Genomic DNA, 12,741 nt, shown 5'->3' with positions numbered 1-12,741 from the left:
GTGGCCACGTGCCCGAGGAACCTGAGCTGGTGATCGCCGGGGCCGGGATCGCCGGCCTGGCCCTCGCGGCGGGACTCACCCACGCCGGCACCCCGTGGCGCTACCGGCTGCTCGACGAGCGGCCCGCCCTCGGCAGCACCGGCGGCGCGATCTCGCTCTGGCCGGCCGCGCTCGACGCGCTCGACCGGATCGGCGTCGGGACCGCCGTCCGCGCGGCGGGGCACCCCGTCGGGCCCGGGACGGTCCGCACGCGCGCCGGACGGACCATCCGGTCGTTGGACCTGCCGCTGCTCGCCGTACGTCGTGGGGTGCTGGTCGAGGTCCTGCACGCCGCGACGGCTCCCGGCAGCGTCACGTTCGGGTGCGCGGTCACCGGCTACCGGCGGACCGGCAGCGGGGTGTGGGTCGAGACCTCCGGCGGACCGATCGACGCGGCCGCGCTGGTCGGCGCCGACGGCTTCCGGTCGCTGGTGGCGCGGACCCTGCAGCCCGGCCTGGGCGAGACGTACGCCGGCTTCCCGGCCTGGCGCGGCCTGACCAGCGCACCGGGGCTGACGCCCGTGCAGGTCTGGGGCGAGCGCCAGGAGCTCGGCGTGGTGCCCCTGGGCGACGACCTGGCCTACTGGTTCGCGACGGTCCGCGAGCCCGAGGGCGGCACGGCGCCCGACGAGCTCGCCCATGTCGCTCGGGCGTTCCGGGGCTGGCCGGACCCCGTGGCGCGGGTGCTGGCCGGCACGGACCCCGCGACCGTGAGCCGCAACGACGTGCTGGACCGCGGCCGGCTGCGGCACTGGACCGACGGCCCGGTCGTGGTGCTGGGCGACGCCGCCCACCCGATGCGCCCACACCTGGGACAGGGCGGTGGGCAGGCGCTGGTCGACGCTGCGCTGCTGGCGGCGCTGCTCGCCGTGCCAGGGACGCCTGCGACTGCGTTCACGGCCTTCGAGCGACAGCGGCGCCGCCCCGCCGAGCGGGCGGTGCGGGCATCGCGCGCCGCCAGCCGGGTCGTCGACGCGCCCGCGGTCGTGCACCGCCTCTCGGCGCTGGTGCCCGACGGATGGGTGCTGCGGGCGCTCAGAGGATGACGAGGTCGTCGCGGTGGATGACCTCGCGCTCGTACGCCGCCCCGAGCTCGCGCTTGAGATCCTTCGACGAGCGACCGAGCAGGTCGGGGACCTCGGCCGCGTCGAAGTTGACCAGGCCCCGGGCCACGACACCGCCGTCGGGGTCGAGCAGGTCGACCGGGTCGCCCGCGCTGAAGTCGCCCTGTACACCGGTGACACCGGCGGCCAGCAGGGACGCGCGCCGCTCGACCACGGCGCGCACCGCGCCGGCGTCCAGGACCAGTGCACCCTTGGCCTCGGTGGCGTGCCGTAGCCAGAGCAGCCGCGTGGGCCGGCGCTTGCCGGTGGGGTGGAACAGGGTTCCGACCGACTTGCCCGCCAGCGCCTCGCCCGCCCGGTCGGCGGAGGTGAGGACGACCGGGATCCCCGAGCCGGTCGCGATCGCGGCGGCGTCGACCTTGGTCACCATGCCGCCGGTGCCGACACCGGCGGCGCCGACCGAGCCCACCACGACATCGGCGAGGTCGGCGTCGGTGCGCACGTCGGGGATCAACCGCGCGCCGGGGCGCGACGGAGGGCCGTCGTACAGGCCGTCGACGTCCGAGAGCAGCACCAGCAGGTCGGCGTGGACCAGGTGCGCGACCAGCGCGGCCAGCCGGTCGTTGTCGCCGAAGCGGATCTCGGTGGTCGCGACCGTGTCGTTCTCGTTGACGATCGGGATCACGCCGAGCTCGAGCAGCTGCGCGAACGTCTGGTGCGCGTTGCGGTAGTGGGAGCGCCGGGTGACGTCGTCGAGGGTGAGCAGCACCTGCCCGGCGATCAGGCCGTGGCGGGCGAGCTCCTCGGTGTAGCGGTGCACGAGCAGGCCCTGGCCCACGCTGGCCGCGGCCTGCTGGGCCGCGAGCCCGCGCGGCCGCTTGCGCAGGCCGAGCGGCGCGAGGCCCGCGGCGATCGCGCCCGAGGACACCAGGACGACCTCGGCGCCGCGCGCCCGGGCGGCGGCGAGGACGTCGACGAGCGCGCTCATCCGCTCGGGGGCGATGCCCCCGGCTGCGGTGGTCAGGGACGACGAGCCGACCTTGACCACGATCCGGCGCGCCTGCGTCACCAGGGCGCGCTCACTCACCGGGGTCGTCCTCCAGCCAGTCGTCGTCGAAGCTCGGCGCAGGCTTGGCGTCGGGGTCCTCCTCGGAGCCGATCTCGAACGAGCTCGGGCCGTAGACCCCGGGCTGGTCGAGGCGGCGCGCCACGTCGGCGCGGGTCTCGCCCTCGGCCCGCTCGTCCATGTGCTCCTGGATCTCGCGGCGGCGTGCCGCGGCGGGCCGCGCCTCGTGGAAGCGGTCGTCCTCACCACGACGCGACAGGTTCTCGGCGCCCGCGTCGATGCCGGGCTTGAAGTCGAAGACCACCGCGTTCTCGGTCGGGCCGATGAGGACGGCGTCGCCCTCCACCGCACCCAGCTGGACCAGCCGGGTCTCGACGCCGAGGCGGTTGAGCCGGTCGGCGAGGTAGCCGACGGCCTCGTCGTTGCTGAAGTCGGTCTGGCGCACCCAGCGCTCCGGCTTCGCACCCCGCACCCGCCAGCCGGCACCGGTGCGCTTCACGGTGAAGCCGTCGTCGTCGACCGCCTTGGGCCGTACGACGATCCGTGCCGGGATCTCGGTCGCCTTGGCCTGGCGGGCCGCCAGCACGATCTCGGCCATCGCGTAGATCAGCTCGCGGGTGCCCTCGCCGGACACCGCCGAGATCTCGAAGACCCGAAGGCCGCGCTCGCGCAGCTCCTCGACCACCAGCTCGGCGATGCCGCGGCCGTCGGGGACGTCGACCTTGTTGAGCGCGACGAGGCGCGGCCGGTCCTCCAGGCCGCCGTACCGGCGCAGCTCGTCCTCGATCACGTCGAGGTCGTCGAGCGGGTTGCGGCCCGGCTCCAGGGTCGCCGTGTCGAGGACGTGCACGATCGCGGCACAGCGCTCGATGTGGCGCAGGAAGTCGTGGCCCAGGCCGCGCCCCTCGGCCGCGCCCTCGATCAGGCCGGGTACGTCGGCGACCGTGAACACGGTCTCGCCGGCGGTGACCACGCCGAGGTTGGGCACGAGCGTCGTGAACGGGTAGTCGGCGATCTTGGGCCGGGCCCGCGAGATGGCGGCGATCAGACTGGACTTGCCGGCGCTGGGGTAGCCCACCAGGCCGACGTCGGCGACGACCTTGAGCTCGAGGACGACCTCGAGCTCGTCGCCCGGCTCACCGAGCAGCGCGAAGCCGGGGGCCTTGCGCGTCTTGGACGCCAGCGCGGCGTTGCCGAGGCCACCACGTCCGCCCTGGGCGACGACCAGCTCCGCGCCGGGTGTCACCAGGTCGGCGACGACCTCGCCGTTGCGCTGCTTGACGACGGTGCCCGCAGGTACGGCGAGGACCAGGTCGGCGCCGTGCGAGCCGTTGCGGCGGTCGCCGGCACCGTGGCCGCCGTGCTCGGCCTTGCGGCGCGGGCTGTGGTGGTAGTCGAGCAGCGTCGTCACGTCGGGGTCGACGCGCAGGATGACCGAGCCACCCGGACCGCCGTTGCCACCGTCGGGGCCGCCGAGCGGCTTGAACTTCTCGCGGTGGACCGACGCGACGCCGTTGCCGCCGCGACCGGCGGACACGGACAGGACCACGCGGTCGACGAAGGTGGGGACGGCCATGGGTTACATCTTTTCAACTCGGTGGCTGAGGTGCGAGCTTGCGAGCCTCGAAGCCAAAATGGTCGAAGGGCGCCCCGAACCGGGACGCCCTTCGAATCCGCAGGTCAAGCGAGCGTCAGCTCACTCACCCGGGACGATGTTGACGACCTTGCGGCCGCGCTTCTTGCCGAACTCCACCGCACCGGGGATCAGCGCGAACAGGGTGTCGTCGCCGCCACGGCCGACGCCGGAGCCCGGGTGGAAGTGGGTGCCGCGCTGGCGGACGATGATCTCGCCGGCGTTGACGACCTGGCCGCCGAAGCGCTTCACGCCGAGGCGCTGGGCGTTCGAGTCGCGGCCGTTCTTGGTGGACGCCGCGCCCTTCTTGTGTGCCATGTTTCAGTCCTTGGGGTGTCGTGCTGACCGGGGGTCAGAGCTTGATGTCGGTGACCTTGACCTGGGTGTACTTCTGGCGGTGACCCTGGCGCTTCTTGTAGCCGGTCTTGTTCTTGTACTTCTGGATGATGATCTTCGGGCCCTTGGTGGCACCGAGGACCTCGACCGTCACGGCCGCCTTGTCGAGGCCCGTGGCCGTCACCTTGTCGCCGTCGACGGCGAGCACGACCGGAAGGGTCAGGGTGTCGCCGACGGGCGTGGAGACCTTGTCGATCTCGATGACGTCGCCGACAGCGACCTTCTCCTGCTTCGCGCCTGCGCGCACGATCGCGTACACCACCGGGCTCCTTCTGGTTCAACGTCTGGGTCTACGGCACACTGCGGATCCCACGCCGCGACGTACGTCGCACGATGCCGGGTGCCAGCAGAACGGAACGCCTCGGCGGCGCACCGACGAACAATGTTACGCAGCCGGGCCGGAATCCGCCAAAACGGGGCGTCCGGACCGGCCGCGTGGCGACTAGCGCTTGCGCGAGCCGCCCTTGCGCTTGATCGGGACGTGCTCGACGTGCGGCTCCTCGTGGGCGTCCTCGGAGGCCTCGTCGGTCCCCACGTCGGTCCCTGCGTCGGGCGTCGCGTCGGGTGTCGCGTCGGCGGCGGGCTCCGCGGCCTCGGCCGGCGGGCCGGCGGGGCGGGTGGCCGCGCGGCGGCGGGTCCGGGTCACCACGGTCGTGGTGGCCACGGGGACCGGCTCCGGCTCGGGCTCCGGCTCGGGCTCCGGCTCGGGCTCCGGCGCCTCGACGACGGCCTCGACACTCTCCACGACCTCGACGGACGTCTCCTCGACGGGTGCCTCCTCGACGGCAGCCTCCTCGACGACCGGCTCGACCGGCTCGACGTCCGGCTGCTCGTTGTCATGGTCGTGGTCGGCCGGCTTGGCCATCGCGGCGATGTCCTTGGGTGACGGCACCGCCTTGGGCGCCTCGGCGGGCGTCTCGGCCTGGTTGTCGCCCTGGCCGCCGCCCTTGCCCTTGCGACGGCGGTTGCCGCGGCGGGACTCGTCCTGCTCGCCTCCCCCGCGCTTGGGCTCGACCGGGAGGTCGTGGACCACGATGCCGCGGCCCTGGCAGTGCGAGCAGGTCTCGCTGAACGCCTCGAGCAGGCCGGTGCCGATCCGCTTGCGGGTCATCTGGACCAGGCCGAGCGAGGTGACCTCGGCGACCTGGTGACGGGTCCGGTCGCGGCCCAGGCACTCGACGAGGCGGCGCAGCACGAGGTCGCGGTTCGACTCGAGCACCATGTCGATGAAGTCGACGACGATGATGCCGCCGATGTCGCGCAGCCGGAGCTGGCGGACGATCTCCTCGGCGGCCTCGAGGTTGTTCTTGGTGACCGTCTCCTCCAGGTTGCCGCCCGACCCGGTGAACTTGCCGGTGTTGACGTCGACGACGGTCATCGCCTCGGTGCGGTCGATGATCAGCGAGCCGCCCGAGGGCAGCCAGACCTTGCGGTCGAGGCCCTTGGAGATCTGCTCGTCGATGCGGTACGTCGAGAACAGGTCCGGGACGCCGTCGCCGGACTCGTGGCGCTCGAGACGCTCGGTGAGGTCGGGAGCCACCTGGTCGACGTACTCCTTGACGGTCGTCCAGGCGTCGTCGCCCTGGACGACGAGCTTGGCGAAGTCCTCGGTGAACAGGTCGCGGACCACCTTGAGGGTGAGGTCCGGCTCGCCGTACAGCAGCTGTGGGGCGTTGCCCTTCGCGACCTTGCCCTCGATGTCCTCCCAGCGCGCCTTGAGCCGCTCGACGTCGCGGGTCAGCTCCTCCTCCGAGGCGCCCTCGGCCGCGGTGCGCACGATCACGCCGGCGGTGTCGGGGACGATCTCCTTGAGGAGGGTCTTGAGGCGCGAGCGCTCGGTGTCGGGCAGCTTGCGGGAGATGCCGGAGGTGGTGCCGTCCGGGACGTAGACCAGGAAGCGGCCGGCGAGGCTGACCTGGCTGGTGAGCCGGGCGCCCTTGTGGCCGATCGGGTCCTTGCTCACCTGGACCAGCACGGTCTGGCCGGACTGCAGGACCGACTCGATCTTGCGCGGCTCGCCGTCCTTGTGGCCCAGCGCGCTCCAGTTGACCTCGCCGGCGTACAGCACGGCGTTGCGGCCCTTGCCGATGTCGATGAACGCGGCCTCCATGGAGGGCAGCACGTTCTGGACGCGGCCGAGGTAGACGTTGCCGATGAGCGAGGTCTGCGACTCGCGGGCGACGTAGTGCTCGACGAGGACCTTGTCCTCGAGCACCGCGATCTGGGTGAGGTCCTTGCGCTGGCGCACCGCCATCACGCGCTCCACGGACTCGCGGCGGGCCAGGAACTCGGCCTCGCTCACGATCGGCGCCCGGCGGCGGCCGGCCTCGCGGCCCTCGCGGCGGCGCTGCTTCTTGGCCTCGAGGCGGGTCGAGCCCGACACGGCCGTGATCTCGTCCTCGGCGGAACGGGGCTTGCGGACCCGGGTGACGGTGTTCTCGGGGTCGTCGCCCTCGTTGTCGCCGCCGCCCTCGCCGGCGCGGCGGCGCCGGCGGCGCCGGCGCGACGAGGAGGACCCGCCGCTCGCGGCGCCCTCCTCGGACTCCTCGCCCTCGGCGCTCTCGCCCTCGGCGGACTCGCCGTCCTTGGCCTGGTCGGTGCTCTCGGCGCTCTCGGCGTCGTCACCCTCGGCGGACCCGCCGTCCTCGCCCTCGGCGCTCGCGGCCGGCTTGCGGCGGCGACGGCCACCTCGGCGACGGCGCCGGCGGGCGGCGCCGCTCCCGGTGCCGTTCTCGTCGCCCTCGCTGTCGTCGTCCTCGTCGGTCGACTCCTCGCCGGACTCCTCGCCCGACTCCTCGGCAGCCGCCTCCTCGGCAGCCGGCTCCTCGACGGCCTCAGGCTCGACGGCCTCAGGATCGACGGTCTCAGGCTCGGCGGTCTCAGGCTCGGCAGCCGGCTCCTCGGCGGCGGGCTCCTCGGCGGCGGGCTCCTCCTCCGCAGGCTCCGCGGCGACCTCCGGCGCGACGGCCACCTCCCCCACGGGGGCGACGGGCGCCTGGAAGAGCACGGCGGTGGCCAGGGCCCCGGCGGCCTCGGGAGCGGTCTCCTCGACCTCGGCGGTCAGCTCGAGCTGCTCGGAGGTGGGCGCGGCCTTGGCCTTCGCCCGGCTCGCGGTCGTCTTCTTGGCCGCGGTGGTCTTCTTCGCAGCCGTCTTCTTGGCCGCGGTGGTCTTCTTCGCAGCCGTCTTCTTGGCCGCGGTGGCCTTCTTCGCGGCGGTCTTCTTCGCGGTGGTCTTCTTGGCCGCCGCCTTCTTGGCCGGCTTCGCGGCCTTCTCAGGCTTCTCCGCCTTCGCCACCTTGTCGGCGGGGGCCTCGGCCGGGATCTCGGTCGGTGTGTCAGTGGGCGCGTCGGTCATTGCGCTACTCCTCCACCCGGGTGCTGCGCACCCGGGGTGTCATCGGCGCTCGCACGGGCGGCGCCACAAGCCTGCGTGGGACGACACCCTCCGCGGTCGTGCGTCGCCGGAGGCGGGGCCGCTCGCCTGCCGCGGTCGCCGTGTGCGTCGCGTCGGGCGGTGGTCCGTCTCCACCGTGCCGGGCGGTCAGTCACCTGCCGTCCGGCGAGAACGTCGTCGATCTCTCCGCTCGCTGTCCTGTGGGACGCGCGCGGGTGGAAATCTGTGGCGAGTATCGCACACGGCCCGCCCGTGGCGGGCATCACTGGCCCGTCAGCGGGTCGCGAGCGGGTCGCCGATCGCCCCGGTGGACCGCTCCAGGACACCCTGCGCCACACGCGTGAGCAGGCCGGTCGCGGCGACGTCGAGGCCGCTGACCTCGCGCAGGCCGGTGAGCACGTCGTCGGGCCGTACGGCGGGCACGGTGTGCTCGAGCAGCAGGTCCAGGTCGCCCTCGGGCGTCACCAGGAGCCGCACCACCGCCGCACGGCAGTCGAAGGCGCGCAGGCCCTTCTTGGTCATCCGCTCCACGGTGACCGACTCCGTCGCCAAGAACGCCTCGACCGCCGCCCGAGTCCGCTCGGCCTCGGCTCCCCCGAGGTCGATCAGCCAGTGACTAGCGGTCAGCAGGTCCGCGAGCGAGCCGGCCGTGGTCGCCGCCGCGTCCACGGCCACCACCACGTCGAGACCGTCGGGCAGGACGGCGTCCAGCGCCGCCCCCACCGCGCCCGGCTCCCGCTCCTCGGACAGGCCCAGCTCGACGTACTCCGACTCGCTGGCCGCCCCGGTCGGCGAGGCGCCGGCGTACGAGATGCGCGGGTGCGGGTGGAACCCCGAGGAGTACGCCATCGGGATCCCCGCCCGCACGACGGCGCGCTCGATGGCGCGGCTCACGTCGCGGTGGCTGGTGAAGCGCAGCCGGCCGCGCTTGGCGTACCGGATCCGGATCCGCTGGACCGGCGGTGCCTGTTGTTCGGGAAGCTGTCGAGCCACCGGGCGAGGTTACCGGCCCCGGATCAGTTCGACGATCTGAGAGCCCGCACCCGACGCAGCGTGCCCCGCCGGATCCGCGTCGCGACGGGCACCTCGGCCTGCTTGAGCCGGTGGGTCAGCTGCTTGTTGCTGTTGCGCAGCTGCTTCAGCTGCGCCCGCAGCTCGGACACCTCGGCGCGGAGCCGGTACTCCTCCTCCAGCCAGTCCGGCAGGTCCGAGGCGAGCTGCGGCTCGGCGGCCTCCGCGGCGGCCGAGTCCCCCGTGCGGGAGGCCCGGCGCAGGACGGCGTGGAACTCCACGCTGCCCTTCACCTCGTCGATGCGCTCGACGTACCAGGGCGCCAGGCCCAGCTCACGCCATTCCTGCACCTGTTCCAAGAGGGACTGCGGGGTGAACGTCCACACGTGGCAGTCGATGTACTCGCCGGCCCTGCCCAGGTCGACGTGGGCGAGCGTCGTGGACAGCTCGTGCATGCGGGCGTCGCGGCCGGGCGGGCGGGCACCGCGCCACAGCCTGCGGCTGTCGACGCTCACGGTGGTGCGGAAGAAGTCGTAGATCGCACGCGTTCCGGGCCGGGTCGCCTGCTGCTCGTGCGCCTCGAGCGCCTGGCCGGTGGTCGTCGGGGGACGGTGCCGGTCGAAGCAGTAGCGCCGGTCGGGTACGGCGAGGACCAGCCGGGCGTCGTCACTCGTGATCTCGCCGATCTGCTGCAGCCACCCGATGACGTCGGGCACGTGCTCGATCACGTGGGAGGCGATCACCCAGTCGAACGGGGCGCCGGCGGCGGTCGCCTCGGGAAGAGCCCGGAACTGCCCGTCGGCGTAGAGCGGGAAGTCGATGGTGGGGATCAGCTCGAGGACGACGTTCGGGTCCTCCGCATAGTGCGCGCGGGTGCGCTCGGTGTCGAAGACATCGACGAACCTGACGTCGTGGGACTCGGGATCCGCGATGCTGGAGTCCAGCGGCCCGATCTCCAGTCCACGGCCCTGGGTGAAGTCGAAGTAGGCGAGGAACTGCGCACGGCGCTTCGCCATCGCCTCGCGTTGCGCCTCCGGCCCCGCATCCCGCTTCGTCCGCGGTCGGGAGCCGTTCTCGATCGACATGTCCGGGAGCATAGGCCAGGCGTGCCGCCCCGCCGCCACCGAACGTGCTCACATCCACTAGGTTTGGGTGCCGAGCTCACGCAACCTGGAGGCAGAACACATGATCCCCACTCGGAGCGTCGCGCTGGGCGCGCCCACCCTCGGCGAGGAGGAGATCGACGCGCTGCGCGAGGTCTTCGCCAGTGGCTGGGTCTCCGGGGCCGGTCCGACGTGCGTCGCCTTCGAGAAGGAGTTCGCCGTCTCCGCCGGCACGGCGCACGCGCTGGCCACCTCGAACTGCGGATCGGCGCTCCACCTCGCCCTCCAGGTCCTGGGCGCCGGGCCCGGTGACGAGGTCATCGTCGCGGACTACACCTTCCCCGCCACGGGCCACGCCGTCGTCTGGACCGGCGCGAAGCCGGTGTTCGCCGACGTCCGCTCCGACATCGGCACGATCGACCCGGACGCCGCTGCGGCCCTCGTGACCGAGCGCACCGTCGGCATCGTCGCGGTCGACCTCGTGGGCCAGCCGGCCGACTTCGACGAGCTGCGGGCCGTCGCGGATCGACACGGACTCTGGCTCGTCGAGGACGCCGCCTGCAGCGCAGGTGCGTCCTACAAGGGCCGACCGGCCGGATCCCTCGCGGACCTGGCCGCCTTCAGCTTCCACGGCCGCAAGGGGATCACCAGCGGCGAGGGCGGGGCCCTCGTCGGGGACGACACGACCCGGATGGACCTGGCCCGCAAGCTGCACACCTACGGGATCGCCCCGGCGGTGACGCGCGAGGGCAGCAACCAGCTCGCGGTGCCGTCCTTCGACATGGCCGGCTACAACTACCGGCTCTCCGACGTCCAGGCCGCCATCATGCGGGTCCAGCTGAAGCGCCTGCCCGACCTGGTCGCGGCCCGGACCCGCGCTGCCGAGCTCTACGCCGACCTGCTCGGCGACATCGACGAGCTGACGCTTCCCGTCGCTCTGGCCGACCGCACCCACCCCTGGCAGTCCTACCTGGTCACCGCGGGCGACGGCGTCGACCGCGACGCGCTGGTCATGGGCCTGCGCGAGCGCGGCGTCGGCAGCAACTTCGGCACCTACGCGAGCCACCTGCAGCCGGTCTACGGCTCGCAGGAGGCCTGCCCCGTCTCGGCCCGCCTGTTCCGCCAGCAGTTCGCCCTGCCGATGCACGCCAACCTCACCACCGATGACGTCGAGTACGTCGCCGCGCAGGTCCGATCCGTCCTGGGGGACGCACGATGAGCAACCGCATCCATCCCACGGCGGTCCTCGGCCCGGAGGTCGAGCTCGGTGACAACAACGTCATCGGCCCGTTCACGGTGATCCAGGGACCTGTGGTCATCGGCGACGACAACTTCATCGCCAGCCACGTGTCGATCGGCGGCGCTGCCGAGGTCCACGGCCACATCTACGGACCGAGCTGGGACGAGGCGCTGGGCGAGGGCGGCATCACCATCGGTGACCGCAACATCCTCAAGGAGTTCGTCACGGTCAACACGGGCTGGCAGGACCGGACGATCATCGGCAACGACACCATGCTGATGGGCAAGGCCCACCTCGGGCACGACGCCCACGTCGGCGACCGGGTGACGATCTCCTGCGCAGTGCTGGTCGGCGGCCACACCGTCATCGAGGACGACGCGACCGTCGGCCTGGGCGCCGCACTGCACCAGCGCCTGACCATCGGCGCCGCGTCGATGACCGGCATGCAGGCCGCCGTGACGCGCGACGTGCCTCCCTTCACGATCGCCATGGGCGCCCCGGCCCGACCGACCCGGCTCAACATGTTCCGCCTCGACAAGCTGGGCGTCGGGCCCGCCAACCACGAGCCGCTCGCCGCGATCGTGCTCGGCGAGGAGACCGACCTCGACCTCATCGACGCCGAGCTCCGCGGCCCCGTCCGCGCCTGGCTCGACCGGCGCGAGCGCGCCTGACCTGCAAGGAGGAGATCAGATGCCCGACAGCTTCATCCCCCCGGCCAAGCCGATCATCGGCGACGAGGAGCGCGAGGCGGTCGACCGCGTGCTCCGCTCCGGGATGATCGCCCAGGGACCGGAGGTCGCTGCGTTCGAGGCCGAGTTCAGCGAGCAGGTCACGCCCGGACACACCTGTGTCGCGGTCAACTCCGGTACCTCCGGCCTGCACCTCGGGCTCCTCGCCGCCGGCATCGGCCCGGGCGACGAGGTGATCGTCCCGTCCTTCACGTTCGCGGCGACCGCCAACGCCGTGGCGCTGACCGGGGCCACTCCTGTGTTCGCCGACATCGAGCCCGACCACTTCTGCCTGGCCGCCGACGCCGTCCGCGCCGCCGTCACCGAGCGGACCGCCGCGATCATGCCGGTCCACCTGTACGGCCACCCTGCCGACATGGACGCCCTCGGTGCGGTCGCGGCCGAGCACGGCCTGCGCCTGTTCGAGGACGCCGCGCAGGCCCACCTCGCGACGTGGCGCGATCGCGCCGTCGGCACCTTCGGCGACTTCGCGATGTTCAGCCTCTACCCCACCAAGAACATGACCTCGGGCGAGGGCGGCATGGTCGCGGTCGCGAGCGACGACCTGGCCCGCCAGGTCCGGCTACTGCGCAACCAGGGCATGGAACGCCAGTACGCCAACGAGGTTGTCGGCTTCAACGCCCGGATGACTGACCTGCACGCCTCGATCGGCCGGGTCCAGCTCGGCAAGGTCGGCGCCTGGACGGCGACCCGACGGGCGAACGCGGCGTACTTCGACGCACACCTCGAGGGTGTCACCGTGCCGCCGGTCGCCGAGCACGCCACCCACGTCTACCACCAGTACACGATCCGCGTGGACGGCGCCGAACGCGACCGCATCGTCGCCGCGCTGAAGGACGAGCACCAGGTCGGGACGGGCGTGTACTACCCGATCCCCAACCACCGCCTCGCCTCGCTCGAGAAGTTCGCCCCGGGCCTCGACCTCCCGGTGACCGAGAGCGCCGCCCGCGAGGTCATCTCGTTGCCGGTGCACCCCTCGCTGAGCCAGGCCGACCTCGAGCGGATCGTCGTCGCCGTCAACGCCACCGCCCGAGCCGGCGCCTGAC

11 protein-coding genes are annotated in these 12,741 nt (G+C 72.8%); 4 read left to right on the top strand and 7 right to left on the bottom strand.

The annotated features are described in order from the left end of the window. Positions 1 to 8 precede the first annotated feature (8 nt). Positions 9 to 1,085: an FAD-dependent monooxygenase gene (locus QI633_RS07275; RefSeq protein ID WP_160158301.1), complete on the top strand. Its 1,077-nt coding sequence runs from the start codon at positions 9 to 11 to the stop codon at positions 1,083 to 1,085. Here QI633_RS07275 and proB read toward each other — a convergent pair. From proB to QI633_RS07240, 7 genes are all read right to left on the bottom strand, one after another. After that, positions 1,075 to 2,190: a glutamate 5-kinase gene (gene proB / locus QI633_RS07270; RefSeq protein ID WP_174245233.1), complete on the bottom strand. Its 1,116-nt coding sequence runs from the start codon at positions 2,188 to 2,190 to the stop codon at positions 1,075 to 1,077. The two genes, QI633_RS07275 and proB, sit on opposite strands and share 11 nt — an antisense overlap. Beyond that, positions 2,183 to 3,745, bottom strand: a complete 1,563-nt coding sequence (obgE, locus tag QI633_RS07265) for a GTPase ObgE (protein WP_141799749.1) — start codon at positions 3,743 to 3,745, stop codon at positions 2,183 to 2,185. The genes proB and obgE overlap by 8 nt, the downstream gene beginning before the upstream one ends. A gap of 120 nt (positions 3,746 to 3,865) precedes the next feature. Next, on the bottom strand, positions 3,866 to 4,120 hold the full coding sequence (gene rpmA / locus QI633_RS07260) for a 50S ribosomal protein L27 (RefSeq protein WP_038680592.1): 255 nt from the start codon (positions 4,118 to 4,120) through the stop codon (positions 3,866 to 3,868). Positions 4,121 to 4,154: 34 nt separating this feature from the next. Further along, positions 4,155 to 4,457 (bottom strand): 50S ribosomal protein L21, encoded by a 303-nt coding sequence (gene rplU / locus QI633_RS07255; protein ID WP_141799750.1) that lies wholly within the window; start codon positions 4,455 to 4,457, stop codon positions 4,155 to 4,157. Positions 4,458 to 4,640: 183 nt separating this feature from the next. Further along, the gene (locus QI633_RS07250) at positions 4,641 to 7,553 is read right to left on the bottom strand and encodes an Rne/Rng family ribonuclease (RefSeq protein ID WP_282428543.1); all 2,913 of its coding nucleotides are present in this window, start codon (positions 7,551 to 7,553) and stop codon (positions 4,641 to 4,643) included. 312 nt (positions 7,554 to 7,865) lie between these two features. Next, positions 7,866 to 8,585 carry a TIGR03936 family radical SAM-associated protein gene (locus tag QI633_RS07245; RefSeq protein WP_141799752.1) on the bottom strand — a complete coding sequence of 240 codons (720 nt, stop codon included), beginning with the start codon at positions 8,583 to 8,585 and terminating at the stop codon, positions 7,866 to 7,868. 23 nt (positions 8,586 to 8,608) lie between these two features. Beyond that, positions 8,609 to 9,688, bottom strand: coding sequence for a methyltransferase domain-containing protein (locus QI633_RS07240; protein ID WP_160158302.1), 1,080 nt, complete (start codon positions 9,686 to 9,688; stop codon positions 8,609 to 8,611). Positions 9,689 to 9,788: 100 nt separating this feature from the next. On the opposite strand from QI633_RS07240, the gene QI633_RS07235 reads away from it, so the two are divergent. The 3 genes from QI633_RS07235 to QI633_RS07225 are packed head-to-tail and all read left to right on the top strand — an operon-like array spanning position 9,789 to position 12,740. After that, the gene (locus QI633_RS07235; protein ID WP_282428542.1) at positions 9,789 to 10,925 is read left to right on the top strand and encodes a DegT/DnrJ/EryC1/StrS family aminotransferase; all 1,137 of its coding nucleotides are present in this window, start codon (positions 9,789 to 9,791) and stop codon (positions 10,923 to 10,925) included. After that, positions 10,922 to 11,617, top strand: a complete 696-nt coding sequence (locus QI633_RS07230) for a UDP-N-acetylglucosamine acyltransferase (protein ID WP_141799755.1) — start codon at positions 10,922 to 10,924, stop codon at positions 11,615 to 11,617. Before QI633_RS07235 ends, QI633_RS07230 begins: the two co-directional genes overlap by 4 nt. Before the next feature lie 19 nt (positions 11,618 to 11,636). Continuing rightward, a complete protein-coding gene (locus QI633_RS07225) occupies positions 11,637 to 12,740 on the top strand; it encodes a DegT/DnrJ/EryC1/StrS family aminotransferase (protein WP_141799756.1) in 1,104 nt (367 codons plus the stop codon). The last annotated feature ends 1 nt before the right edge of the window (position 12,741 follow it).

The organism is Nocardioides sp. QY071, assembly GCF_029961765.1.
Taxonomy (GTDB): domain Bacteria; phylum Actinomycetota; class Actinomycetes; order Propionibacteriales; family Nocardioidaceae; genus Nocardioides.
This window is presented reverse-complemented; position numbering and strand designations above follow the sequence as displayed.

Coding starts and splice junctions, on each gene's coding strand:
- obgE (WP_141799749.1), bottom strand. CDS start 3,745: ATGGCCGTCCCCACCTTCGTCGACCGCGTGGTCCTGTCCGTGTCCGCC.
- rpmA (WP_038680592.1), bottom strand. CDS start 4,120: ATGGCACACAAGAAGGGCGCGGCGTCCACCAAGAACGGCCGCGACTCG.
- QI633_RS07250 (WP_282428543.1), bottom strand. CDS start 7,553: ATGACCGACGCGCCCACTGACACACCGACCGAGATCCCGGCCGAGGCC.
- QI633_RS07240 (WP_160158302.1), bottom strand. CDS start 9,688: ATGTCGATCGAGAACGGCTCCCGACCGCGGACGAAGCGGGATGCGGGG.
- QI633_RS07235 (WP_282428542.1), top strand. CDS start 9,789: ATGATCCCCACTCGGAGCGTCGCGCTGGGCGCGCCCACCCTCGGCGAG.
- QI633_RS07230 (WP_141799755.1), top strand. CDS start 10,922: ATGAGCAACCGCATCCATCCCACGGCGGTCCTCGGCCCGGAGGTCGAG.
- QI633_RS07225 (WP_141799756.1), top strand. CDS start 11,637: ATGCCCGACAGCTTCATCCCCCCGGCCAAGCCGATCATCGGCGACGAG.